Raw genomic sequence first — 23,569 nt, 5'->3', positions numbered from 1 at the left:
ATGTGCGGGCCGCGGACATCGCCGTCGAGCCCATCGCCTGGCGGCCCTGCTATCGCCTGATCCCGTCGCGCTATCCCACCGTCGGCCTGTACGACGCGATCGCCGACCCCGCCGACCTGGAGGTGGTGTACGCGGTGGAGGCGCTCACCAACCCGCGCATCCGCGACGAGGTGGGCCAGCTGCCGCTGGTGCCGGTGGACGAGCGCATCAGCGGGCCGGGCAGCACGCCCATCATGGCGGCCTTCACTCACCTGAACCCGGACGGCTCGCGCTTCTCCGACGGCCACTACGGCGTGTACTACGCGGCCGACACGCGCGAGACGGCGGTCGCCGAGGTGAGCTACCACCGCGGCGTGTTCCTGGCCTACACCGCGGAGCCGGCGATCGACATCGACCTGCGCCTGATCGCCGCCGACCTGGAGGCGCCGCTGCACGACCTGCGGCCGCTGCGCGCCAGCGAACCGGCGCTGTACCACCCGCTGGACTACTCGGCGCCGCAGCGCCTGGGGCGCGCGCTGCGCGACGCCGGCAGCTGGGGCGTCATCTACGACAGCGTGCGCCACGACGGTGGCGTGTGCGTGGGCGTGTTCCGTCCGCGCGCGCTGAAGGCCGCGCGCCAGAGCGCCCACATCGCGTTGCACTGGGACGGCCAGCGCATCACGCACTGGTACGAGAAGAAACCGCCGCGCAGCCTGTGAGCGGCCGCGCGGCGCAGAGGCGGTCGCCTCGGTACGGGCCGGCTCAGCGCGCCGCGGCCGTCGTGACCCGGATGCCGCGGATCTGGCCAGCGGCCTTGCTGGCCGCCGGGCGCGGATACGCCGCCGGGTCGAAGCGATGCAGCAGCTCCGCTTCGCGCGCCTTGGCCAGCGCCACGTTGGCGATCTTCACGTGGCCAAAACCGCGCATCGACAGCGGCAGCGCGGCGATGTCGGTGGCCACCTTCAGCCGCTCGGGGCTCAAGGCCGGGAGCAGCGATTGCACCCGCTGCACATACGCCTCGATCAGCTGGCGCTCCATGCGGCGCTCTTCCGTCTTGCCGAAGATGTCCAGCCAGCTGCCACGCAGGCCGCGCGCCGAGGCCAGCAGCTTCATCGCCGGCAGCATCCAGCCGCCCAGGCGCACCTTCTTCGGCGCCTGGCCGTTCCTGGCGCGGCTGATCACCGGCGGCGCCATGTAGAACTCGAGCTCGAAATCGCCTTCGAACTGCTGCTTCAGCCGCTCGGCGAAGTGGCCGTCGGTGTACAGGCGCGCCACTTCGTATTCGTCCTTGTAGGCCATCAGCTTCAGCAGGCTCTGCGCCACCGTGCGCGTGAAGGGCAGGGCGGGGTCGGTGCCCAGGGCCTGCTCGCGCTGGCGCACGCTGGACACGAGGTCGGCATAACGCTGGGCATAGGCGGCGTTCTGGTAGCCGGTGAGGTGCGCGACACCCCGCGCGACGAGTGCGTCCAGCTTTTCGGGCATCGAGTCCTCGGCCAGGTCGGCCTGCAGCAGTTGCTGGATGGCCGCCGGGTCCGCGGCGGCCAGGCGGCCGAGCGAGAAGGCGAGCTTGTTGTTGTCCACCGCCACGCCGTTGAGCTCAATCGCGCGCAGCAGGGCGGCCAGGCTCACCGGCACCAGACCGCGCTGCCAGGCATAACCCAGCGCCAGGATGTTGGACACGATCGAGTCGCCGAGGAAGGCCTCGGCCAGCGCCTGCGCGTCCAACGTCTCCACCCGCTCGGCCCCCGCGGCAAAGCGCAGTTTTTCCAGCAGCTGCGGCACCTTGAGGCTGGCGTCCGGGTTGTGCAGGCTCTCGGCCACCGGCACTTCATGCGTGTTGGCCAGGATGCGCGTGCGGCCGTGCCGCACCGTCTGCAACGCGTCGCCCGAGGCGCCCACCACCAGATCGCAGGCCAGCAGCGCGTCGGCCTGCTGGGTGTCGATGCGCACCTGGTTCAGCCGCTGCGGCACGTCGGCCAGGCGCACGAAGCTGAGCACCGAGCCGCCCTTTTGCGCAAAGCCCATGAAGTCAAGCACGCTGGCGCTCTTGCCTTCGAGGTGGGCGGCCATGGAGATCAGTGCGCCGACCGTCACCACGCCGGTGCCGCCGACGCCGGTGACCAGCAGGTCGTAGGGGCCGGTCCAGGTGTGGGGAGCGGGCTGCGCCAGCGAGTCCACACGCTTCATGAAATCGCCACTGCCGCCGGACAAAGCGCCCGCCTTCTTCCGCAGCTTGCCCCCCAGCACGCCCACGAAGCTCGGGCAGAAGCCCTTGGCGCAGGAGTAGTCCTTGTTGCAGCTGCTCTGGTCGATCTTGCGCTTGCGGCCCAGCGGCGTTTCCAGCGGCAGCACCGCCACGCAGTTGCTCTGCACCGAGCAGTCGCCACAGCCTTCGCACACCTGCTCGTTGATGAACACGCGCCGTGCCGGGTCCACCAGCTCGCCCTTCTTGCGGCGGCGGCGTTTTTCGGCGGCGCAGGTCTGTTCGTAGATCAGCACCGTCACACCGGCCATCTCGCGCAGCCGGCGCTGCACCGTGTCCAGCTCGGCGCGGTCATGGAACTCGGTGCCGGCGGGGAACTTGTGCTTGATGGTGTCGTACTTGCCGATGTCGTCCGACAGCACCACCACCTGCTTCACGCCTTCGGCTTCCACCTGGCGCGCGATCGCATCCACCGTGATCACGCCGTCCACCGGCTGGCCACCGGTCATAGCCACCGCGTCGTTGAACAGGATCTTGTAGGTGAGCGTGGCCTTGGCGGCCACCGCCTGGCGGATCGCAAGGTAGCCCGAGTGGTAGTAGGTGCCGTCGCCGAGGTTCTGGAACACATGCGGCACCTTCGTGAACATGGCGTGCGACACCCAGTCCACGCCTTCGCCGCCCATCTGGATCAGGCCTTCGGTGTCGCGGTTCATCCAGCTGGCCATGAAGTGGCAGCCGATGCCGGCCTGCGCATGGGAGCCCTCCGGCACCTTGGTGCTGGTGTTGTGCGGGCAGCCGGCGCAGAAGTAGGGCAGGCGCTTGACGCTGTCGCTCGCGTTGGAGAGCAGGTCCGGCAGGGTGAAGTCGCGCACCAGCGCGCGGCGGTCCAGGTCGGGGAAGTGGCGCACCAGCCAGTGCGCCACCGTCTCGATCAGGCGCGACGGGCGCAGCTCACCCAGCGCGGAGATCAGCGGCTTGCCGTCCACGTCGTGCTTGCCGACGATGGCCGGGCGCACCGGGTGGTTGTAGAGCAGGGCGCGCAACTGGTCCTCGACCACCGCACCCTTCTCCTCGATGACCAGCACCTCCTTCAGCCCGCGCACGAAGTCCAGCATGCGGGTGGTCTCGATCGGGTAGGTGAGGCCCAGCTTGTAGATGCGCACGCCATGCTGCGCCAGCACCTCGGGCGAGACGTCGAGCCGGCGCAGCACTTCCATGAAGTCGTAGTGCGCCTTGCCGGCGGTGACGATGCCCACGGTGGCGTGCTCGGCGCTCACCACCTGGCGGTCGATGCTGTTCACGCGTGCAAAGGCGCGCACCGCGTCCAGCTTGGCGTGCAGGCGCTGCTCGATCTTGAGCGACGGCAGGTCGGGCCAGCGGTAGTGCAGGCCGTCGGCGGGCGGGGTGTAGCCGGTGATCTGGCGCACGGTGTTGGCGTCTTGCCAGGTGGCCACGCGGGCGTTCACCAGGTCCAGGTCCACCGTGGAGCCGCTTTCCACCACCTCGCTCAAGGCGGTGAAGCCGACCCAGTTGCCCGAGAAGCGGCTGAGGGCCCAGCCGTAGAGGCCGAACTCCAGGTACTCCGCGACGTTGCCCGGTGACACGATGGGCGCATGCCAGGCCTGGAAGGCCTGGTCGCTCTGGTGCGGCATGGAGGACGAGACGCAGCCGTGGTCGTCCCCGGCCACCATCAGCACGCCACCATGCGGCGAGGCGCCGTAGGCATTGCCGTGCTTGAGCGCGTCGGCGGCGCGGTCCACGCCCGGGCCCTTGCCGTACCACATGGCAAACACGCCGTCGCAGGTGCGCTCGGGGTCGGCCTCCACCCGCTGGGTGCCCAGCACTGCCGTGGCACCCAGCTCCTCGTTGATCGCGGGCAGGAAACGCAGGCCCTGCTCCTCGAACTTCTTGCCGGCCTTCCACACCGCCTGGTCCACCATGCCCAGCGGCGAGCCGCGGTAGCCGCTGATGAAACCCTGGGTGTTCCAGCCGATGGCGGCGTCGCGCTGGCGCTGCATCAGCATCAGGCGGATCAGCGCCTGGGTGCCGGTGAGGAAGATCTGGCCCTCGCGTGCCCACAGGCTGTCGCTCAGCTTGTACTCGGGGCGGACGACGGAGGAGGAAGGGCTTGTCTCGGGCATGGCGGGTGCTCTGGTCGGCTCTCTTTGAGGAGCGTCAAGCGTACGCAAACAAGGGCGGAATTTGCTTCTTTCTTCCTTCGGTTTGACAATCCGGCAGGAACGTTTTTCCTCCAAACCGGGAAACAGAAGAATGGAACCGCTAGACAGACATGACGTGGTGCTGCTCACCGAGCTGCAGCGCGATTCCCGCCAGACGGTGCAGCAGCTGGCCGAACGGGTGGGCCTGTCCAGCACGCCCTGCTGGAAGCGGGTGAAGGACATGGAGGCGGCCGGCATCATCCGCGGCTACACCGCGCTGATCGACCGCGAGAAGGTGGGCCTGTCGCTGTGCGTGATCGCGGAGGTGAACCTCACCCGCCACAACGAGGACGACGTGCGCCGCTTCGAGCAGGCGGTGGCCGACTGCCCGCAGATCGTGAGCTGCTACTCCACCACCGGCCAGGCGGACTACGTCATCAAGGTGCTGGTGCCCGACATCAAGGGCTACGAGCAGTTCCTGCACGAGACCGCGTTCAAGCTCCCCGGCGTGACCCATGTGCGCTCCAGCGTGGTGCTGAAGGAAGTGAAGTCGGAGCTGCGGTTGCCGATCGAGCCGCCGGCCCGCAAGCCCGAGGCCAAGCCGCGCAAGGCGCGCTGAACGCGGCGCGCTTTCGGCTCGCCCGTACGCCTAGGCGGGTATCGCCGCCGCGCCTGGGCCGGCCGCTCAGGCGCCCTGCGCCTGTTCGCCGATCCAGCGCACGAAAGCCGCGCATGCCAGAGACGCCGCTCGGCCCGTGGGTGTGGCCACGTGGTAGGCCGCGCCTTCGGTGCGGGCGTAACCGAGCAGGGTGACCAGCCGGCCCGCGGCCAGCTCGTCCTGCACCCACCGTTCGGGCACCAGGCCGATGCCGGCCCCCGAACCGACGATGCGCACCAGCGTGGCGAACTGCTCCACATGCAGCGGCGGCAAGGTGGCCGCCGCCGGCGCGGGCGCCTTGAGGAAGCTCTGGAAATCCGCCACGGCCTGCGCCCGTGTGGTCTGCAGCACCCAGCGCTGGCGCAGGGCGTCCTGGGGCGTCTTGATGCCGGCGGCCACAGCCGGCGCGGCCACGGCGACCGTCACCTCACCGAACAGCCGCTGCAGCTGCGCGCCGGGCCACTCCGGCTGGCCGTAGTGGATGGCGGCATCGAAGTCGGTGGCCGCAAAGTCGAAGGGCAGCACCCGGCTTTCCAGCGTGAGCTCGATGCGCGGGTACTGCGCCAGGAACTCGCCCAGCCGCGGCGCCAGCCACTGGGTGCCAAAAGTCGGCAGCACGGCCAGCTTCAACGGCCCGCCCACGCTGCCGCGCCCGGCCGGCTGGCCGCACAGGCGCTCGCCAGCGCTCAGCCAGCCTGGCAGCTGGCGCATCAGCTGCTCGCCCGCCAGGGTGAGCGCGATCGCCTTGCCGCGGCGCTCGAACAAGCGCCGGCCGAGGTGGCGCTCCAGCGCCTGCACCTGCTTGGAGACGGCGCTTTGGGTGAGCGACAGCTGTTGCGCCGCCTTGGTGAAGCTCGCCTGGTTGGCGGCGGCCTCGAAAGCCAGCAGGGCGGTCATCGAAGGAAGGCGGCGCATGCAATCCTTGCTGGAATGAAACAAGGAAATTTTATCGCTTGATGGAGTGCAAGGAATGCGACACAGTCCGCGGGTTTCTCTCTACCCGGCCCGCCTTCCATGCCCTTTCAGTCCAACGTCCGCCGCCTGCTGGACCACCGCCCGGAGCTCGTGTCCAACGCCCGCCTGTGGAGCGTGCTGCAGTTTCCCCAGCCGATCACCCTGAACAGCGCCGACCCGGACGTGATCAGCCGCGCGGAGCTGAGCTTCGGTCTGGGGCTGGTGCTGTTCAGCGACCTGCTGCGCCGGGTGCCGGAAGCCGACCACTACCTGCAGCGGGTGTATGACGCCAAGGGCCAGATCGTGTTCGACCATGGCGCCTTGCGCACCGTGGCCTGGCCCAGCGGCGAGCTGCCGCCTGGCGAAGCGGCCTTCACGCGGTTTCTGAGCGCGCTGGGGTATCGCCTGGGTGGCACCTATCCGCTGCCGCGGCTGAAGATGACCGGCCGCTCCTATGTGCATGAGGACCTGCCGGAGGACCTGCCGCAGTACTTCGTGTCCGAGCTGCACCCCGAGCGCTTCAGCGAGCGCTTCCAGCAGGCGGTCAGCCGCGTCGTGGGCAGCTCCGGCGATCCGCTGAGCCCGGCGGATCTGGCGTTGGTGGAGCGCCTGCGGCGCGACAAGGCCTTGCAGCTCGACGAAGCGCGCCGCCTGCTGGAGGCGCTGGTGCGCTGCTTCGACCGCCAGCATGCCGATGTGCGGCTGGCCGACTATGACACCCTGCTGGCCGAGTCGCCCGAGATGGCCTGGATTGCCACCGAAGGCAACGTGTTCAACCACGCCACCGACCGGGTGGCCGACGTGCACCGGCTGGCCGAGCAGCTCAGGCGCGAGCGCTACAGCATCAAGGCGAGCGTGGAGGTATCGGCCACCGGCCGGGTGCGGCAGACGGCGCTCAAGGCCGCCGAAGTGATGCGCTCCTTCGTGCACGAAGGCCAGCTGGTGACACGGGCGGTGCCGGGCTCCTTCTACGAGTTCATCAGCCGCGACCGCATCGAGGCGGCCGCCGGTGCGCCGCTGGACCTGAGCTTCGACAGCGGCAACGCCACCGGCATCTTCAAGATGACCGCGGCAGAGGTGGCGGCGTGAGCGTTCGCGCGCTCTTCGCCAAGGCCCAGGGCTCGGCCATCCGCGAACTCGGCTTGCTGGCGCAGGAGCCCGACATGGTGTCGCTGGCCGGCGGCATGCCCGACCCGGCGCTGCTGCCGCTGGCGCCGGTGCGCGAGGCCTACGCGCGCGCGCTCGCGAGCGACAACCCTTCAGTGCTGCAGTACGGCCCGACCGATGGCTTGCCGGCCTGCAAAGAAGCCATCGCCGGCTTCCTCGCCACGCACCTGGGGCCGCATGGGCCGGAGGACTGGGTCATCACCACCGGCTCCCAGCAGGGTATCGACCTGGCGGCGCGCACCCTGCTGGACGCGGGTGACACGGTGGCAGTGGAAGCGCATGCCTATCCGGCAGCGCTGCAGGCCTTTCGTTTCTGCGAGGCGCGCATCGCCGGCGTGGCGGCCGACGAGCAGGGCATGCTGCCCCAGGCACTGGCCGATCTGGCCGGCCGCCAGCGCGTCAAGGCCATCTACCTGGTGCCCACCTACGGCAACCCCACCGGCGCGCTCATGGGCACCCAGCGGCGCATCGAGCTGCTGAAGGCCGCGGCCTCGGCCGGCGCGGTGCTGATCGAGGACGACCCCTATCGCTGCCTCGGTTTCGACGAAGCCGCTGCGCCGCCTACCCTGCACCAGCTCAACGAAGAGCACCGCCTCGGCGCGCAGGTGGTGTACCTCACCAGCTTCAGCAAGACGATCGCGCCGGCCTTGCGCGTGGGCGCGCTGCTCGCGCCGCCGGCGCTGCGCCGCGCCGTGGTGCTGGCCAAGCAGGCCGCCGACATCCACTCCGGCCTGGTCGACCAGGGCGTGCTGGTGCAGCTGCTGCGGGGCGACTGGCTGGCCGGCCACCTGGCCGCGCTGCGCCGCCACTACGCCACCAAGGGCCAGGCTTTGCATGCCGCCTTGCAAACCCATGCGGCCGACCTGATGAGCTGGCAGCCGCCGCGCGGCGGCATGTTCATCTGGGGCACACTGCGCGGCAAAGCGCCTGCCGGCACCGACTGGAAGGCGCTGTTCCGCGAGCACCGCGTGCTCTTCGTGCCGGGCCGCGAATTCAGTGCCGACGGCTCCGATGCCGGCCACCTGCGCCTGAGCTTTGCGCACCCATCGGTCGAGCGCCTGCACACCGGCGCGCAACGCCTGGCGCGTGTGCTGCGGCAGGCGCTGCGCACCGCCTGAGAACAACTTCGAGACATTCAACTGGTGACCCCCATGAACCTGGCCCAACGCATTGCTTCCCTCTTCGACCAGCTCGGCCTGCCGGTGCCCAACCAGGGCACGCTCGAAGTCCGCTCGCCCATCACGCAGGAGGTGATCGCCCGCGTGGCCACCCACGACGCCAAGGCGGCCGACCTGGCCGTGGCCACCGCCCACGAACGTTACGTCGCCTGGCGCGAAGTGCCGGCGCCGGTGCGCGGCGCGGTGGTGCGCTCCTTCGGCGAGCTGGTGCGCCAGCACAAGGCGGCGCTGGGCGAAATCATCTCCATCGAGGTGGGCAAGATCCGCACCGAAGGCCTGGGCGAAGTGCAGGAGGTGGTGGACATCTGTGAATTCGCCGTCGGCCTGTCGCGCCAGCTGCATGGCCTGCTGATCGCCAGCGAGCGCCCCGGCCACAAGCTGCTGGAGTCGTGGCATCCGCTGGGCCCCACGCTGGTGATCAGCGCCTTCAACTTCCCGATGGCGGTGTGGGCCTGGAACGCCAGCCTGGCGCTGGTGTGCGGCAACACCCTGCTGTGGAAGCCGAGCGAGAAGACGCCGCTGTCGGCGCTGGCCATGCAGGGCCTGTTCGAGCGCGCCGCGCGCGACGCCGGTGTGGACCCGACCGGCCTGAGCCAGCTGCTGATCGGCCAGGCCGACCTGGGTGAGCAACTGGTGAGCCACCCGGGCGTGAAGAACGTCAGTGCCACCGGCAGCACCCGCATGGGCCGCGCCGTCGCCTTGGCCTGCGCCAAGAGCTTCAAGCCCAGCATCCTGGAGCTGGGCGGCAACAACGCCGCCATCGTGTGCGAGAGCGCCGACCTGTCGGTGGCGCTGCCGGCCGTGGTGTTCGCAGCCGCCGGCACGGCGGGCCAGCGCTGCACCAGCACGCGGCGCCTGTTCGTGCACCGCTCCAAGTACGAACAGGTGGTCAACGAGATCAAGGCGGCCTACGGGCGCCTGACCATCGGCAACCCGCTGGACGACGCCACCCGCGTGGGCCCGCTGTTCGAGCAGCGTTCCTTCGAGGCGATGCAGGCGTCGCTGCAGGCGGCGCGTGATGCCGGCGGCAAGGTGTTCGGCGGCGAGCGGGTGGACGTGGCCGGTGCGCCCAACGCCTGTTACGTGCGCCCGGCGCTGGTGGAAATGCCGTCGCAATGCGGCCCGATGTTGGAGGAGACCTTCGCGCCCATCCTCTACGTGCTGGCCTTCGAGACCGTGGATGAAGCGATCGCGCTCAACAACGCGGCCGCGCACGGCCTGTCCAGCGCCATCTTCACCAACGACCTGCGCGAGAGCGAGCGTTTCCTCAGCGCGGCCGGCAGCGACTGCGGCATCGCCAACGTCAACGCCGGTACCAGCGGCGCCGAGATCGGCGGCGCCTTCGGTGGCGAGAAGGAAACCGGCGGCGGCCGCGAGAGCGGCTCCGACGCCTGGAAGGGCTACATGCGCCGCGCCACCAACACCATCAACTACTCGCGCAGCGTGGCGCTCGCGCAGGGCGTGCAGTTCTGAGCCGGTAAGCCCTCGCTGCTGCAGGTCTGGGGGCGCTTAGAACCCGCTGTCGTGCACCCACAGGGGCGGCTCGCGCCGCAGATGCCGCCGGACGGCCGCGACCTGCGGCCCGACATGCTGCACGGCGCGCCGCAACTCGGCCGGGCTCACGTCCAGCACGCGGCACCAGTAGGCGATGTCCGTGTCGCGACGCATCTCGATGCGTGCAGTGTCCGGCTGCAGCGTGGCAGCCGGCGCGGTGGCGGGAAGCGGGGTGGGCTGGTGCATTGCGAACTCCTGCAAAGCCGTCATGTCCCGCACGATGCGCCACGCCGGCAGACCGGGCAAGCGGTCCGCGCGGGCGACAGGGTTATCGCCCGCCGGCCACAAGCGGCTCAGCTGCCCCGGTAGGTGGAGTACGACCAGGGGCTGACCAGCAGCGGCACGTGGTAGTGCGCGTGGCGGTCCGCAATGCCGAACTCGATGGGCACCTCGTCGAGGAAGCTCGGCTCGGGCAAGGCGCAGCCGCGTGCCTTGAAATACGCGCCCACCTGGAACACCAGCCGGTAGCGCCCGGTCACCAAGGTGTCACCGGCCAGCAGCGGCGCGTCGGCACGGCCGTCAAGGTTCAGCGTCAGCGACTTCAGCGCTTGCACGCTGCCCGCTTCCAGCCGGAACAGCGCCACCGCCATGCCGGCGGCGGGGCAGCCATTCATCGTGTCCAGCACATGGGTGGTGAGCTTGCTCATGGATGCCTTGGCGGGTGCCTGTTTGCGGTTGCCGCAAAGTGTATACACTTGGGCATACAGCGCAACCAGCTTCCATTTCGGCCCACTCATGGCGCGCACGCCCGCCCCCTTGAAGACGCTCAAGCCGCGCACGGCGGCGCGCGGCGCGCCGGACGATGAGGCGGGCGCCACCACCACGCAGCGCATCGTCGACGCCATCACCGCCGCCATCGTCGAGCGGCGCCTGATGCCCGGCACCAAGCTGGCCGAGCAGCAGGTCGCCGACCTGTTCAAGGTGTCGCGCACGGTGGTGCGGCAGGCGCTCAACCAGCTGAGCCGGGATCGCCTGGTGACCCTGCAGCCCGCGCGCGGCGCCTTCGTCGCCGAACCCAGCGTGGAGGAGGCCCGCCAGGTGTTCGAGGTGCGCAAGCTGCTGGAAGCCGCGCTGGTGAGGCAGCTGGCGCCCGCCATCACGCCGCACCAGGTCGCCGCCTTGCGCACCCACCTCCAGCGCGAGCGGGAAGCGGTGAACCGCACCGATGTGCCGGGCCGCACCCGGCTGCTCGCGGACTTCCATGTGCTGTTGGCGCGCATGCTGGGCAACGAGGTGCTGGCGCAGCTGCTGGCCGACCTGCTGAGCCGCAGCTCGCTCATCTCGCTGATGTACCAGTCGTCGCACTCCGCCGAACACTCGCAGGACGAGCACGTGGCCATCGTCGATGCGCTGGAGCGCCGCGACACCCGTGCGGCCGTCAAGTTGATGGAATCGCACCTGGCCAACGTCGAGCAGAACCTGCGGCTGCATCCGCGCGCCAGCGACCTCGCCACCGCCTTGATGGCATGACCTCATGACCACACCGCGCTATCCCCGCGACCTGATCGGCCACGGCCGCCATCCACCGCACGCACAGTGGCCGGGCCAGGCCCGTGTGGCGGTGCAGTTCGTGCTGAACTACGAAGAAGGCGGCGAGAACTCGGTGCTGCATGGTGATGCTGGCAGCGAACAGTTCCTGTCGGAGATGTTCAACCCGGCCGCCTACCCGGCCCGACACCTCAGCATGGAGTCGATCTACGAATACGGCTCGCGCGTGGGCGTGTGGCGCCTGCTGCGCGAGTTCGAGCAGCGCGGCCTGCCGCTCACCGTGTTCGGCGTGTCCATGGCGCTGGAGCGGCATCCGGAAGTCACGGCCGCCTTTCGCGAACTGGGCCATGAGATCGCCTGCCACGGCTGGCGCTGGATCCACTACCAGACCGTGGACGAGGCCACCGAGCGGGCGCACATGGCGCGCGGCATGCAGATCATCGAGCGCCTCACCGGTGAGCGGCCCGTGGGCTGGTACACCGGCCGCGACAGCCCCAACACCCGTCGCCTGGTGGCGGACTTCGGCGGCTTTGAATACGACAGCGATTCCTATGCCGACGAGCTGCCCTACTGGCTTCAGGTGAAAAAGACCGACGGCACGCTGGCGCCGCACCTGGTGGTGCCCTACACGCTGGACGTCAACGACATGCGCTTCTCGAGCGCACAGGGCTTCGCCACCGGCGAGGACTTCTTCCACTACCTGCGCGACAGCTTCGATGTGCTGTATGCCGAAGGCGAGCACGCGCCGAAGATGATGAGCGTCGGCATGCATTGCCGGCTGCTCGGCCGGCCCGGCCGCATGCGGGCGCTGCAACGCTTCCTGGACCACATTGCGGCGCACGACAGGGTGTGGGTGTGCCGGCGCATCGACATCGCGCGCCACTGGAAGCAGGTGCATCCCTTCGACCCCGCCACCGCCTTTGTCTGGGAGTGAACCTGATGTTGACCTTGGACCGGCTGAACCAGGCCACCGCAGCGGAGTTCGTCGCGCTGCTGGACGGCACGTATGAACACTCGCCCTGGGTGGCCGAGGGCGCCTGGCGCGACCGGCCGTTCGTGTCGCTGGCGCAGCTGAAACATGCGCTGGCCCGCATCGTGCGCGAGGCGCCGCGCGGGCAGCAGCTGGCGCTGGTGCGGGCGCACCCGGAGCTGGCCGGCAAGGCCATGGTGGCGAACGCGCTCACCGCCGAATCCACCCACGAACAAAGCGCGGCCGGGCTCACCCAATGCACGCCCGACGAGTTCAACACCCTGCAACGCCTGAACGCCGACTACAACGCGCGCTTCGGCTGGCCCTTCATCCTGGCGGTGCGCGGGCCGCGCGGCACCGGGCTGTCACGCCAGGAGATCATCCAGACCTTCCAGCGCCGCCTGGCCGGCCACCCGGACCATGAACTCGCCGAGTGCCTGCGCAACATCCACCGCATTGCGGAGATCCGCCTGAACGACAAGTTCGGCGCCACGCCCACGCAGGGCGAACAGGTGTGGGACTGGGCCGAAGCGCTGGCCCGCCACAGCGACCCGGGGTATGCCGAACGCGGTGAACTGACGGTGACCTACTTCACCGAGGCCCACCGCGCCTGCGCCGCGCAGCTGCAAGCGTGGATGGCCGAGTGCGGTTTCGACGAGGTGCACATCGACGCAGTGGGCAACGTGGTCGGGGTGTATCACGGCAGCGACCCGAAGGCGCGCCGGCTGCTCACCGGCTCGCACTACGACACCGTGCGCAACGGCGGCAAGTACGACGGCCGCCTCGGCATCTTCGTGCCCATGGCCTGCGTGCGGGCCTTGCACCGCGCCGGCCGGCGCCTGCCCTATGGCATCGAGGTGGTGGGTTTTGCGGAAGAGGAGGGCCAGCGCTACAAGGCCACCTTCCTGGGCTCCGGTGCGCTCACCGGCCACTTCGACGCCGCCTGGCTGGACCAGCAGGACGCCGACGGGATCCCCATGCGCCAGGCGATGCAGCAGGCGGGGCTGGACCCCACGCAGATCGCGTCGCTGAAACGAGACCCCGCGCGTTACCTCGGCTTCGTGGAGGTGCACATCGAACAGGGCCCGGTGCTCAACGAGATGGACCTGCCGCTGGGCGTGGTGACCTCCATCAACGGCGGCATGCGTTTCGTCGGCGAGGTCACCGGCATGGCCAGCCATGCCGGCACCACGCCGATGGACCGTCGCCGCGATGCCGCCGCGGCCGTGGCCGAGCTCGTGCTTTACGTCGAACGGCGTGCGAGTGCGGTGCCCGACGTGGTGGGCACCGTGGGCCAGCTGCAGGTGCCCAATGGCTCCATCAACGTGATTCCCGGCCGCTGCCTGTTCAGCCTGGACCTGCGCGCCACCACCGACGCGGCCCGCGACGCTCTGGTGGCCGACGTGCGCCGGGAGCTCGGCGCCATCGTGCAGCGCCGCGGCCTGCAGTGCACGCTGGAAGAAACGATGCGCGCCGCCGCCGCGCCCAGCGACCCGGCCATGCAGCAGCGCTGGGAGCGCGCGGTGCAGAGCCTGGGCCTGCCGGTGCACCGCATGCCCAGCGGCGCCGGCCACGACGCGATGAAGCTGCACGAGATCCTGCCGCAGGCGATGCTGTTCCTGCGCGGCGGCAACTCGGGCATCAGCCACAACCCGCTGGAGACGATTTCCAGCGACGACGCCGAGCTGTGTGTGCAGGCCTTTGCGCAGCTGCTGGACCTATTGGCCGCGGAGCCCTCATGAGCCACTCCTACCAAGCCCTGGACGACTGGGTCGCCGCCCACTTCGACGAAGAGGTGCATTTCCTGCAGGAACTGGTGCGTGTGCCCACCGACACGCCGCCCGGGAACAACGCGCCGCATGCGCAACGAACCGCCGAGCTGCTGTCGCAGTTCGGCCTGCAGGCCGAAGCGCACACTGTGCCGGCGGACGCGGTGAAGGCCTATGGCCTGCAGTCCCTCACCAACCTCATCGTGCGTCGCCGTTATGGCGAGGGTGGCCCGGTGATTGCGCTCAACGCGCATGGCGACGTGGTGCCCCCCGGGGAGGGCTGGACCCACGATCCCTATGGCGGCGAGGTGGTGGACGGCAGGCTCTACGGCCGCGCCGCCGCGGTGAGCAAGAGCGACTTCGCCACCTACACGTTCGCCTTGCGCGCACTCGAAGCGCTGGGTCTGCCGCTCAAGGGCGGGGTGGAGTTGCACTTCACCTACGACGAGGAGTTCGGCGGCGAGCTGGGCCCCGGCTGGCTGCTGCAGCAAGGCCTCACGAGACCCGATCTGCTGATCGCCGCGGGTTTCAGCTACCAGGTCGTCACCGCCCACAACGGCTGCCTGCAGATGGAGGTCACTGTTCACGGCAAGATGGCGCATGCGGCGATTCCCCACACAGGCGTGGACGCCTTGCAGGCGGCGGTGGCCATCCTCAACGCGCTGTATGCGCGCAACGTGCATTACCAGGGCATCACGTCCAAGGTGCCCGGCATCACGCATCCTTACCTCAACGTGGGCCGCATCGAAGGCGGCACGAACACCAACGTGGTGCCCGGCAAGGTGGTGTTCAAACTGGACCGCCGCATGATCCCGGAAGAGAACCCGGCCGAGGTCGAAGCCGAGGTGCGGCGGGTGATCGAGGAGGCGGCAGCAGCACGGCCCGGCGTGAGCGTGGAGATCAAGCGCCTGCTGCTCGCCAATGCGCTGACGCCGCTGCCCGGCAATGCGCCGCTGGTGGCCGCGCTGCAGAAACATGGCGAGGCCGTGTTCGGTGAGCCGATTCCCACCAGCGGCACGCCGCTGTACACCGACGTGCGGCTGTACTGTGCGCAGGGCGTCCCGGCGGTGATCTACGGCGCCGGGCCGCGCACGGTGCTGGAGTCGAACGCCAAGCGTGCCGACGAGCACCTGGTGCTGGACGACCTGCGCCGCGCCACCCAGGTGGTGGCCCGCACCCTGTTCGACCTGCTGGCCTGAAGGGGTGATCGTGCATCCCGACTTCCCCACGCCGGCGCGGCCTCCACTCGCTGTGCCGCGTGGTGTGCTGCGCCTGTCATTCCCCGCCACGCCGCGGCACCGTGTGCTGGCCGGTGCCGTGCTGGCCCTGCTGGCCACGGCGGCGCACGCGGACGACGAACCCGCCGTCACGCCGTACCGCCCCAGCGTGTCCACGCCGGCGGCCTTGTCGGCCCCTGGGTGGCTGGAGGTGGAGGTGGGGCTGCAGAGCGACCATGCCGCGCGCTCGGCCCGGCGGGACAGCCTGCCCTATGCCCTGAAGCTGGCGTTCACGCCGGACTGGGGCATCCGCTTGGGCGGCGAGGCCTGGGTGCGGCAGGACGCCGGCGCAGGCGAGCGCCTCAGCGGCGTGGGCGACACCAGCCTGGTGCTGAAACGCCGCTTCGCCGTCGATGAGGCCCGTGCCTTTGGTGTCGAACTCGGTGCAACCCTGCCGACCGGGCACCACGCCGTCTCCAGCGGGAAGTCGGACTACACCCTCAACGGCATCTACAGCGCCGACGTCGGTAGCCTGCACACTGACCTCAACCTCGCCGCCACCCGCCTGGGCCGGGTGGAAGGCGGTGCCAGCCGCCTGCAGGCCTTGTGGGCGGCCTCGCTGTCGGGCTCGCTCACCGAGCGCTGGGGGTGGGTGGGGGAGCTTTCGGGGACCCAGCAGCGCGGCGTTGAAGCGACACGGCAGGCGCTGGTGGCGGCGAGCTACACCGTATCGAAAACGTTGGCGCTGGACGCCGGCTTGGCGCACAGCCTGCGTGCCGGCGACGGCCAGTGGTCGGTGTTCTGTGGCTTCACGGTGCTGACGGCGCGCTTGTTCTAGGGCGAGATCGCATGGACACAACCTACCTGCTCGACTGGGCCAACCTGCTGCTCCGCTGGGCCCATGTGATCACCGCGATCGCCTGGATCGGCTCCTCGTTCTACTTCGTCTTCCTGGACAACAGCCTGACCCGCCCGACCGCGCCCGACCTGGTGGCCAAAGGCGTGGATGGCGAGCTGTGGGCCGTGCACGGCGGTGGCTTCTACCACCCGCAGAAGTACATGGTGTCCCCGCCGCAGCTGCCGCAGCACCTGCACTGGTTCTACTGGGAAAGTTATTCCACCTGGCTCACCGGCTTTGCCCTGTTCACGGTGCTGTACCTGTTCAACGCGGGCAGCTTCCTGATCGACAAGAGCGTGCATGACTGGTCGGCCGCGGCGGCCATTGCTGCCTCGCTCGGCTTCCTGGTGGTGTTCTGGTTCGCGTATGACGCGGTGTGCCGCGTGGTCGGGCCACGCCGCCACGGCGATGCGATCGCCGGTGCATTGATCACGCTGATCCTGGCCGCGGCGGCCTGGCTGGCCTGCCAGCTGTTTGCCGGCCGCGCGGCCTTTTTGCTGGTGGGCGCCATGATGGCGACGGCCATGAGCGCCAACGTGTTTTTCTGGATCATCCCGGGTCAGCGCAAGGTGGTGGCGCAGCTGCGTGCCGGCGAGCAGCCCGACCCGGTGCACGGCCAGCGCGGCAAGCAGCGCAGCGTGCACAACACCTACTTCACCCTGCCCGTGCTGGTGGCCATGCTGAGCAACCACTACGGCTTTCTCTACAGCGGCCGCCACAACTGGTTGGTGCTGGTGGTGCTGATGCTGGGCGGTGCGCTGATCCGCCACTTCTTCGTGGCGCGGCACAAGGCCAAGGTGCAGGGCCGGCGGCCGCCTTGGGCTGCGGCCGCCGTGGGGACGGCTCTGCTGGCCGCGCTGGTGGTGGCCCTGGCGCCCGCACCGGCACCGCGCGCGGCGGCGCAGGCCGCCCCTGTGAGCCTGGCGCAGGTGAAAGCGGTGATCGACCAGCGCTGCGTGGTGTGCCACAACGCGCAGCTGAGCAACAAGAACGTGATGCTGCACACCGAGGCCCTGATCGGCCAGCATGCACAGGCGATCTACCAGCAGGCGGTGGTGGCGCGCACCATGCCGTTGAACAACGCCACCGGCATCACCGACGAGGAGCGTGCGCTGCTCGGCCGGTGGGTGAGCGAGCAGGCGGCCACGCGCTAGAGGCAGCAGGCATGCCGCCCCGTTCGCCGCTCGCCAAGATCGACCTACAGCTGGTGAAGGTGCTGCACACCGTGATCAGCGAACGCAGCGTCTCCCGCGCCGCGATGAAGCTGCAGAGCACACAGCCGGCGGTGAGCGCGCAGCTCAAGCGCCTGCGCGAGCTCACCGGTGATGTGCTGCTGGTGCGCAGCGGCCCCGGCCTGATGCCCACCGAGCGCGCGCTCGAGATGATGGTGGACGCCCAGCGCGTGCTCGATGCCGCCGACCGGCTGTTCAACCCGCAGCAGCGCGGCGCCGCCTTCGACCCCGCCAACGCACAGATCACCTTCCGCATCGGCGCCAGCGATTACCTGGATCCCTTCTTCCTGCCGCAACTGGTGACGCATGTGAAGCGCCTGGCACCGCAGGCCGTGCTGGACCTGCACGGGCTGTCGCAGGAATTCGATTACCGCCGCAGCCTGGCCAGCGGCGACATCGACCTGGTGATCGGCAACTGGCTGCAGCCGCCTGCCGAGCTGCACCTGGGGCAGCTGCTGAGCGACCAGGTCGTGTGCCTGGTGGCCCAAGACCACCCGGCGGTTCGGGCTGACCAGCGCGGCAGCTGGTCGGTGCAGCGTTACCTGGACAGCGAGCACGTGGCGCCCGCGCCGCTGCACCCCGGCGCGCGCGGCGTGATCGACGAGCACCTGGCCAACGAAGGCCTGCAACGCAAGGTGGTGGTGCGCAGCGCGCACTTCAGCCTGATCCCGCTGATGGTGGCGCACAGCCTGCTGGTGCTGACCACCGGCCGCCAGTTCTGCCTGCGCTACATGGACGCGCTGCCGCTGCGCATGGTGCGCTGCCCGGTGGCGTTTCCACCGCTGACCTACTACCAGCTGTGGCACGACCGCAGCCATGGCGCCGCGCCGATGCGCTGGCTGCGCGAGCAGGTGAGGGTGGTGGCGCAGGGGCTGGCGGCGGGGACGGCGCCTGGCTGAGGCCACTGCATGAACGAAGATCTCGATATCCGGGTTCTCACTTCGAAAGACGTCGTTGTCCTTCGAAACATGCTCGCCGTCTTCGGCCAGGCGTTCGAAGACGTGCCGACCTACACAGCCCACCAGCCGGACGACGCGTATCTTGAGCGCCTGCTGGAAAGTCAAACGTTTGTGGCGATCGCTGCGCTCGAGGGAGCGCATGTTGTTGGTGGCTTGGCCGGCTATGTGCTGCAAAAGTTTGAGCAAGCACGAGCCGAGCTGTATATCTATGACTTGGCGGTCGATGAGGCTCACCGCCGGCGCGGTGTGGCCACGGCCATGATCCAGAGGCTTCAGAGCCTGGCGACCGCACGAGGCATTTACGTCATCTTTGTGCAGGCCGACCATGGGGACGCGCCTGCCATAGGGCTGTACTCCAAACTGGGCGTCCGCGAGGAAGTGCTCCATTTCGACATTGCGCCGCGGGCCCATGACGCATGAGCCCTCCATCGGGCGCGCATGGCGGCGACGTCATGCCGCTCATGTCCCCACGCCAAGACCTGGGCCTTGCCCAGCGGGTGCGCCCGTTTGGCGCTGCACCGCGCGATCGGGCTGAAGTCCGCGCATACCATCGGCTTTGCCACCGTGACTGCCTGAACCGCCATGAGCCCATCGCCGCGCGAGATCCTGGAATCGTTGTTCAGCAACGCGGTGAATGCGGTGAGCCCGCAGCAATGCGTGCCGCCGCACCTGCCTGATCCGCCGCGCGAGGGCAGAGTGGTCGTGGTGGGCGCCGGCAAGGCGGCTGCGGCCATGGCCGCGGCGGTGGAGGCGCGCTGGCCCGATCAGGCGATGCAGGGGCTGGTGATCACGCGTTATGGCCACGGCGCGCCCTGCAAGCGCATCGAGGTGGTGGAGGCCGGCCATCCAGTGCCCGATGAAGCCGGCGCCGCGGCCGCCCGGCGCATCCTGGCGCTGGTGTCCGGCCTCAGCGAGCAGGACCTGGTGCTGTGCCTGATGTCCGGTGGCGGTTCGTCCTTGCTCAGTGCGCCGGCCGAAGGCATCACGCTGGAGCACAAGCGCAACATCAACCGGGCGCTGCTGAAAAGCGGCGCGGCCATCGACCAGATGAACTGCGTGCGCAAGCACCTGTCGGCCATCAAGGGCGGGCGGCTGGCGCTGGCCTGTGCGCCGGCGCGTGTGTTCACGCTGGTGCTGTCCGACGTGCCGGGCGATGACCCGGCAGTGGTGGCCAGCGGCCCCACGCTGGCCGACGACACCACCGCAGCGCAGGCATTGGCCGTGCTGCAGCGCTATGCCATCGACGTGCCGGCGCAGGTGCTGTCGCACCTGCAGCAGCCGACGCATGAAACGCCCAAGCCGGGCGACCCGCGCCTGGCGCGCAACGAAGTGCGGGTGATCGCCACGGCTCAGGACGCGCTGCAGGCCGCCGCACGACGGGCCCGGGCGATGGGCCTGGCTGCACATGTGCTGTCCGACGAGGTCGAGGGCGAAGCGCGCGAGGTCGCCAAGGTCCATGCCGCGATCGCGCGCCACATCGTGCGCCGCGGTGAGCCGTTGCGCCGGCCGTGCGTGCTGTTGTCAGGCGGCGAAACGACGGTCACCGTGCGCGGCCAGGGCCGCGGCGGCCGCAATGCCGAGTTCCTGCTCAGCCTGGCGGTCGAACTGCGAGCGGTGCCTGGCGTGTGGGCGTTGGCCGCGGACACCGACGGCATCGACGGCTCCGAGGACAACGCCGGCGCCTGGTTCGGCCCGGACGTGCTGCAAGAAGCGGCCGCGCTCGGCGTCAACGCCAAGGCCATGCTTGACAACAACGATGGCCATGGCTTTTTCGATCGCCTCGGCCAGCTGCTGGTGACCGGGCCCACGCGCACCAACGTGAACGACTTCCGCGCGATCCTGATTCTCTGAGCCGCGCGCGGCGGGCGCCGTCAGCCGGCGGACCGCAGCTGCGCCGGCACATCCTCCGGCCGGCGCACGCCTTCCAGCGGCTCGGGCTCGGCCGCAGACGCCACCAGGTGGCCCTCCACCAAGGTGGCGCGCCGCCCCGGCACCGGGGGCACATCGCGGCTGAACAATGCGGCCAGGCCCTGGCGCCCGGAGATCGCCCGATAGACCAGGGCGCTACCCGCCACCAGCGAGAGCGTGCGCCCGAGCAGCGAGCCGCGCCCGCCGGAGCGCAGCAGGCCAATGCCCAGCGCAAGCTTGATCCAGGGTTCGGCCGGGATGTCCACGCGCTGGTCATCCCAGCGGCGCAGGGCCTGAAATGCGGTGTTGGCGTCCATGGCGCGTCCTTTGGGGGAGTGTGCGAAGTGGCATGCAACGCACGTGCCCTCCCCGGGCAGCGGAGCCCTCTTGCGATCCACCCGGGGGCACGCCGGACAGTGGGCGCGGGCGCGGCCCTGCGGGATACGAAGCGCCGCGCCTGCGATCATGGAAAGAAGCTGGTGCACCGCCTCGGCGGTGCGATGGCATGAGGCCGGGCAGGAAGCCCGGCCCTGCAGTTATTGCTGCGCCGGCGTGCTGCCCGCCTCGGCCTTGGGCGCCTTGTTCGACTTGGAGCCGTGGCGCTTGCTCGCCTTGTGCTTGCTGTGGTGCTTGGGCGCAGGCTTGCTGCCGGTGGCCTGCTCGGTGCCGCTGGCATTGGCGCTGCCGTTGTAGCCCAGCGCCTGGGCGTGGCGCTCCACTTCGGCCACACGCGCCGGGTCAGTGCTTTCGGTGACGCCCTTGGCGTTGGGATCCGGCGCCGCCACGGCGGCAACCGTCGCCAGGCCACCAGCGAGCAGTACGGAGATGAGTGCGGTTTTCTTCATGGAAGTGCCTTCATGGAGTGAATCGAACACAGCGATTCAACGCCGGAAGGCCATGCCGCCGGTGACGGCGAATCCCCCGTCTGCTTGTCAGCGCTTGCTGACGCGGGGGCCGGCACTCAGCGGTAGAACGCCTCCACCTTGCCCTTGAGCTTCATCAGCAGCGGTTGGCCCTTGCGGTCACGCGTCTTGCCGGCGGGCACCTTCACCCAGCCCTCGCTGATGCAGTACTCCTCCACGTCGGAGCGCTCCTTGTCGTTGAAGCGGATGCCGATGTCGTGCTCGAACACGGCAGCCACGTGATGTGGGCTGCGCGGATCGGCGCTGAGGTGGTCGGGCAGCGGGGGCTTTTCGGGCGTGTCGGTCATCGGTGCGTGTCCGGTGAGTTCAAGAAAAGTGAATCAGCCATTTTCCCGGATGGCGCGCGGCGCGCACGGACGAAAAAAAACCGCGGTATGAACCGCGGCTTTCTTCGCTGGCCGGCCCCCGAGGGAGCCGAAACAAGCCTTAGGCGGCGAGCGAACGGATGTTCGAAGCCTGGGGGCCCTTCTGGCCCTGGGTCACTTCGAATTCCACGCGCTGGCTTTCGGCCAGGCTCTTGAAGCCATTGGCGCCCTGGATCTGGCTGAAGTGGGCAAAGAGGTCCTTGCCGCCACGATCGGGGGTGATGAACCCGAAGCCCTTGCCATCATCGAACCACTTCACGGTACCGGTTTCAGTCGTCATATCAATTTCCTTTCAGTGATGCGCAGCACATGCTGCGCAGTGCAGAAACGCCAAGAAGCTCACCGATGGAAATTCGACCGAACTGGCCGGCTTGAGAGGCCGACGACTTGCAGAGGGACTTACAGAGAGAAGGTCTTGTGCATACCTACGAAGCGCATCATAGGTGATATCTATTCACGCGTTTGAATCAATGGCATTCCGTTGTTGAGGGGCGTCACTGGGCCTGCACGGTCGATCAAATCGGCCAACTGTCCCAGCACCCCTCCACTTGCTGCAGCAGCGCCGACAGTCGTGGCCGGAAGCTGGGGTTTTCCCGCGCTGCTTTGACTTGCCACAAACTCCAATCAGTCCTAAGATTTACTTACCGGTCGGTCAGCGAATCCATTGACCGCAGGAGTTGACGCATGCGGCATCCCGCGCCCCTTGATCCGATCGAACGTGCCAGCCAGGACGAGCTGCAGGCCCTGCAGCTCAAGCGCCTGCAGTGGACGCTGCAGCACGCTTATGAACATGTGCCGCACTATCGGCAGGTCTTCGATGCCAAGGGTGTGCATCCCTCGGACTGCCGCTCGCTGGCCGATTTGGCCAAGTTCCCCTTCACCACCAAGAAGGACCTGCGCGACAACTATCCCTTCGGCATGTTCGCCGTGCCGCGCCAGCAGGTGGTGCGCATCCACGCTTCTTCCGGCACCACCGGCAAGCCCACCGTGGTGGGCTACACGCAGAACGACATCAACACCTGGGCCGACCTGGTGGCGCGGTCCATCCGCGCATCGGGTGGCCGGCCGGGGGACATGGTGCACATCGCCTACGGCTACGGCCTGTTCACCGGCGGGCTGGGCGCGCACTACGGCGCGGAAAAGCTGGGTTGCACGGTGGTCCCCATGTCGGGCGGGCAGACCGAGAAGCAGGTGCAGCTGATCGTCGACTTCCAGCCCGACATCATCATGGTGACGCCCAGCTACATGCAGGTGATCATCGAGGAATTCCGGCGCCAGGGGCTGGATCCGCGCGAGAGCTCGCTGCGCATCGGCATCTTCGGCGCCGAGCCCTGGACCGAGGCGATGCGCCAGGAGATCGAGGCCGCCGCCGGCATCGACGCGGTGGACATCTACGGCTTGAGCGAAGTGATGGGCCCTGGCGTGGCCAACGAGTGCGTGGAAACCAAGGACGGCCCCGTGATCTGGGAAGACCATTTCTACCCGGAGATCATCCACCCCGACACCGGCGAAGTGCTGCCCGATGGCAGCGAGGGCGAGCTGGTGTTCACCTCGCTCAGCAAGGAAGCGCTGCCCATCATCCGCTACCGCACGCGCGACCTCACCCGCCTGCTGCCGCCCACCGCGCGCAGCATGCGCCGCATGGGCAAGATCGTGGGCCGCTCGGACGACATGCTGATCATCCGCGGCGTCAACCTCTTCCCCACCCAGGTGGAGGAGCTGGTGCTCAAGCATGGCCAGCTCAGCGGCCAGTACCAGCTGGTGGTCACGCGGGAAGGCCGGCTGGACGAGGTGGAGGTGCGCTGCGAGCTGCTGCCCGAGCATGCCGGCGCCAACCGCGAGCAGATCGGCCAGCAGCTGCAGCAGCGCATCAAGACCTTGATCGGCGTGAGCACCACGGTGAGCGTGGGCCTGCCCGAATCCATCGAACGCACGCTGGTCGGCAAGGCGCGCCGCGTCATCGACAAGCGACCGAAGTAAGGGAACCA

General features: G+C 69.1%; 23 protein-coding genes. 15 read left to right on the top strand and 8 right to left on the bottom strand.

Annotated elements, in window-relative coordinates; genetic code table 11:
• Positions 1–2 precede the first annotated feature (2 nt).
• Positions 3–698 carry an RES family NAD+ phosphorylase gene (locus tag VPH43_RS02405; RefSeq protein WP_328576201.1) on the top strand — a complete coding sequence of 232 codons (696 nt, stop codon included), beginning with the start codon at positions 3–5 and terminating at the stop codon, positions 696–698.
• A gap of 43 nt (positions 699–741) precedes the next feature.
• Here VPH43_RS02405 and VPH43_RS02400 read toward each other — a convergent pair whose 3' ends face one another.
• Positions 742–4,323, bottom strand: coding sequence for an indolepyruvate ferredoxin oxidoreductase family protein (locus VPH43_RS02400; protein ID WP_328576045.1), 3,582 nt, complete (start codon positions 4,321–4,323; stop codon positions 742–744).
• A 130-nt stretch (positions 4,324–4,453) separates the two neighbouring features.
• Here VPH43_RS02400 and VPH43_RS02395 point away from each other — a divergent pair, with 130 nt between their 5' ends.
• Entirely contained in the window at positions 4,454–4,960 is a 507-nt protein-coding gene (locus VPH43_RS02395; RefSeq protein WP_328576044.1) for an Lrp/AsnC family transcriptional regulator, read from the top strand.
• Between the two features lie 66 nt (positions 4,961–5,026).
• On the opposite strand, the gene VPH43_RS02390 is transcribed toward VPH43_RS02395, so the two are convergent.
• Positions 5,027–5,914, bottom strand: a complete 888-nt coding sequence (locus tag VPH43_RS02390; RefSeq protein WP_328576043.1) for a LysR substrate-binding domain-containing protein — start codon at positions 5,912–5,914, stop codon at positions 5,027–5,029.
• Positions 5,915–6,013: 99 nt separating this feature from the next.
• Between VPH43_RS02390 and VPH43_RS02385 the strand changes: the two genes are divergently transcribed.
• From VPH43_RS02385 to amaB, 3 genes are read left to right on the top strand one after another with little or no spacing between them, the layout of a single operon-like run.
• Positions 6,014–7,042, top strand: a complete 1,029-nt coding sequence (locus VPH43_RS02385; protein WP_328576042.1) for a 2-oxoadipate dioxygenase/decarboxylase family protein — start codon at positions 6,014–6,016, stop codon at positions 7,040–7,042.
• On the top strand, positions 7,039–8,238 hold the full coding sequence (locus VPH43_RS02380) for an aminotransferase-like domain-containing protein (RefSeq protein ID WP_328576041.1): 1,200 nt from the start codon (positions 7,039–7,041) through the stop codon (positions 8,236–8,238). The genes VPH43_RS02385 and VPH43_RS02380 overlap by 4 nt, the downstream gene beginning before the upstream one ends.
• A 33-nt stretch (positions 8,239–8,271) precedes the next feature.
• Positions 8,272–9,771, top strand: coding sequence for an L-piperidine-6-carboxylate dehydrogenase (gene amaB / locus VPH43_RS02375; protein WP_328576040.1), 1,500 nt, complete (start codon positions 8,272–8,274; stop codon positions 9,769–9,771).
• Positions 9,772–9,807: 36 nt separating this feature from the next.
• Here amaB and VPH43_RS02370 read toward each other — a convergent pair whose 3' ends face one another.
• Both VPH43_RS02370 and uraH read right to left on the bottom strand, forming a co-directional pair.
• Positions 9,808–10,038 carry a DUF3606 domain-containing protein gene (locus VPH43_RS02370; RefSeq protein ID WP_328576039.1) on the bottom strand — a complete coding sequence of 77 codons (231 nt, stop codon included), beginning with the start codon at positions 10,036–10,038 and terminating at the stop codon, positions 9,808–9,810.
• Between the two features lie 107 nt (positions 10,039–10,145).
• Entirely contained in the window at positions 10,146–10,499 is a 354-nt protein-coding gene (uraH, locus tag VPH43_RS02365) for a hydroxyisourate hydrolase (RefSeq protein WP_328576038.1), read from the bottom strand.
• Between the two features lie 88 nt (positions 10,500–10,587).
• Here uraH and VPH43_RS02360 point away from each other — a divergent pair, with 88 nt between their 5' ends.
• From VPH43_RS02360 to VPH43_RS02320, 9 genes are all read left to right on the top strand, one after another.
• On the top strand, positions 10,588–11,322 hold the full coding sequence (locus VPH43_RS02360; protein ID WP_328576037.1) for a GntR family transcriptional regulator: 735 nt from the start codon (positions 10,588–10,590) through the stop codon (positions 11,320–11,322).
• A 4-nt stretch (positions 11,323–11,326) separates the two neighbouring features.
• On the top strand, positions 11,327–12,274 hold the full coding sequence (gene puuE, locus VPH43_RS02355; RefSeq protein ID WP_328576036.1) for an allantoinase PuuE: 948 nt from the start codon (positions 11,327–11,329) through the stop codon (positions 12,272–12,274).
• Positions 12,275–12,276: 2 nt separating this feature from the next.
• The gene (gene uraD, locus VPH43_RS02350) at positions 12,277–14,052 is read left to right on the top strand and encodes a 2-oxo-4-hydroxy-4-carboxy-5-ureidoimidazoline decarboxylase (protein WP_328576200.1); all 1,776 of its coding nucleotides are present in this window, start codon (positions 12,277–12,279) and stop codon (positions 14,050–14,052) included.
• The gene (locus VPH43_RS02345; protein ID WP_328576035.1) at positions 14,049–15,278 is read left to right on the top strand and encodes a M20 family metallopeptidase; all 1,230 of its coding nucleotides are present in this window, start codon (positions 14,049–14,051) and stop codon (positions 15,276–15,278) included. The genes uraD and VPH43_RS02345 overlap by 4 nt, the downstream gene beginning before the upstream one ends.
• 10 nt (positions 15,279–15,288) lie before the next feature.
• Positions 15,289–16,134, top strand: coding sequence for a transporter (locus VPH43_RS02340; RefSeq protein ID WP_328576034.1), 846 nt, complete (start codon positions 15,289–15,291; stop codon positions 16,132–16,134).
• Positions 16,135–16,145: 11 nt separating this feature from the next.
• Entirely contained in the window at positions 16,146–17,348 is a 1,203-nt protein-coding gene (locus VPH43_RS02335) for a urate hydroxylase PuuD (RefSeq protein ID WP_328576033.1), read from the top strand.
• Positions 17,349–17,359: 11 nt separating this feature from the next.
• Complete coding sequence (locus VPH43_RS02330; protein WP_328576032.1) at positions 17,360–18,325, top strand: LysR family transcriptional regulator; 966 nt, start codon at positions 17,360–17,362, stop codon at positions 18,323–18,325.
• 9 nt (positions 18,326–18,334) lie between these two features.
• Positions 18,335–18,805: an AAC(3)-I family aminoglycoside N-acetyltransferase gene (locus VPH43_RS02325; protein ID WP_328576031.1), complete on the top strand. Its 471-nt coding sequence runs from the start codon at positions 18,335–18,337 to the stop codon at positions 18,803–18,805.
• 162 nt (positions 18,806–18,967) lie between these two features.
• Entirely contained in the window at positions 18,968–20,236 is a 1,269-nt protein-coding gene (locus tag VPH43_RS02320) for a glycerate kinase type-2 family protein (protein WP_328576030.1), read from the top strand.
• 20 nt (positions 20,237–20,256) lie between these two features.
• Here the strand turns inward: VPH43_RS02320 and VPH43_RS02315 are convergent, their stop codons facing one another.
• From VPH43_RS02315 to VPH43_RS02300, 4 genes are all read right to left on the bottom strand, one after another.
• Complete coding sequence (locus VPH43_RS02315) at positions 20,257–20,610, bottom strand: hypothetical protein (RefSeq protein ID WP_328576029.1); 354 nt, start codon at positions 20,608–20,610, stop codon at positions 20,257–20,259.
• Between the two features lie 219 nt (positions 20,611–20,829).
• Positions 20,830–21,138, bottom strand: coding sequence for a hypothetical protein (locus VPH43_RS02310; RefSeq protein WP_328576028.1), 309 nt, complete (start codon positions 21,136–21,138; stop codon positions 20,830–20,832).
• Positions 21,139–21,254: 116 nt separating this feature from the next.
• Complete coding sequence (locus tag VPH43_RS02305) at positions 21,255–21,503, bottom strand: DUF3297 family protein (RefSeq protein ID WP_328576027.1); 249 nt, start codon at positions 21,501–21,503, stop codon at positions 21,255–21,257.
• A 139-nt stretch (positions 21,504–21,642) separates the two neighbouring features.
• On the bottom strand, positions 21,643–21,861 hold the full coding sequence (locus VPH43_RS02300) for a cold-shock protein (protein ID WP_328576026.1): 219 nt from the start codon (positions 21,859–21,861) through the stop codon (positions 21,643–21,645).
• A 404-nt stretch (positions 21,862–22,265) separates the two neighbouring features.
• On the opposite strand from VPH43_RS02300, the gene paaK reads away from it, so the two are divergent.
• Complete coding sequence (paaK, locus tag VPH43_RS02295; protein WP_328576025.1) at positions 22,266–23,561, top strand: phenylacetate--CoA ligase PaaK; 1,296 nt, start codon at positions 22,266–22,268, stop codon at positions 23,559–23,561.
• Positions 23,562–23,569 lie beyond the last annotated feature (8 nt).

Origin of the sequence: Ideonella sp. BN130291 (genome assembly GCF_036231905.1) — a bacterium.
Classification (GTDB): domain Bacteria; phylum Pseudomonadota; class Gammaproteobacteria; order Burkholderiales; family Burkholderiaceae_C; genus CAMLIZ01.
This window is presented reverse-complemented; position numbering and strand designations above follow the sequence as displayed.

Coding starts and splice junctions, on each gene's coding strand:
- VPH43_RS02400 (WP_328576045.1), bottom strand. CDS start 4,323: ATGCCCGAGACAAGCCCTTCCTCCTCCGTCGTCCGCCCCGAGTACAAG.
- VPH43_RS02395 (WP_328576044.1), top strand. CDS start 4,454: ATGGAACCGCTAGACAGACATGACGTGGTGCTGCTCACCGAGCTGCAG.
- VPH43_RS02390 (WP_328576043.1), bottom strand. CDS start 5,914: ATGCGCCGCCTTCCTTCGATGACCGCCCTGCTGGCTTTCGAGGCCGCC.
- VPH43_RS02385 (WP_328576042.1), top strand. CDS start 6,014: ATGCCCTTTCAGTCCAACGTCCGCCGCCTGCTGGACCACCGCCCGGAG.
- amaB (WP_328576040.1), top strand. CDS start 8,272: ATGAACCTGGCCCAACGCATTGCTTCCCTCTTCGACCAGCTCGGCCTG.
- VPH43_RS02370 (WP_328576039.1), bottom strand. CDS start 10,038: ATGCACCAGCCCACCCCGCTTCCCGCCACCGCGCCGGCTGCCACGCTG.
- uraH (WP_328576038.1), bottom strand. CDS start 10,499: ATGAGCAAGCTCACCACCCATGTGCTGGACACGATGAATGGCTGCCCC.
- VPH43_RS02360 (WP_328576037.1), top strand. CDS start 10,588: ATGGCGCGCACGCCCGCCCCCTTGAAGACGCTCAAGCCGCGCACGGCG.
- puuE (WP_328576036.1), top strand. CDS start 11,327: ATGACCACACCGCGCTATCCCCGCGACCTGATCGGCCACGGCCGCCAT.
- VPH43_RS02345 (WP_328576035.1), top strand. CDS start 14,049: ATGAGCCACTCCTACCAAGCCCTGGACGACTGGGTCGCCGCCCACTTC.
- VPH43_RS02335 (WP_328576033.1), top strand. CDS start 16,146: ATGGACACAACCTACCTGCTCGACTGGGCCAACCTGCTGCTCCGCTGG.
- VPH43_RS02330 (WP_328576032.1), top strand. CDS start 17,360: ATGCCGCCCCGTTCGCCGCTCGCCAAGATCGACCTACAGCTGGTGAAG.
- VPH43_RS02325 (WP_328576031.1), top strand. CDS start 18,335: ATGAACGAAGATCTCGATATCCGGGTTCTCACTTCGAAAGACGTCGTT.
- VPH43_RS02320 (WP_328576030.1), top strand. CDS start 18,968: ATGAGCCCATCGCCGCGCGAGATCCTGGAATCGTTGTTCAGCAACGCG.
- VPH43_RS02315 (WP_328576029.1), bottom strand. CDS start 20,610: ATGGACGCCAACACCGCATTTCAGGCCCTGCGCCGCTGGGATGACCAG.
- VPH43_RS02310 (WP_328576028.1), bottom strand. CDS start 21,138: ATGAAGAAAACCGCACTCATCTCCGTACTGCTCGCTGGTGGCCTGGCG.
- VPH43_RS02305 (WP_328576027.1), bottom strand. CDS start 21,503: ATGACCGACACGCCCGAAAAGCCCCCGCTGCCCGACCACCTCAGCGCC.
- VPH43_RS02300 (WP_328576026.1), bottom strand. CDS start 21,861: ATGACGACTGAAACCGGTACCGTGAAGTGGTTCGATGATGGCAAGGGC.
- paaK (WP_328576025.1), top strand. CDS start 22,266: ATGCGGCATCCCGCGCCCCTTGATCCGATCGAACGTGCCAGCCAGGAC.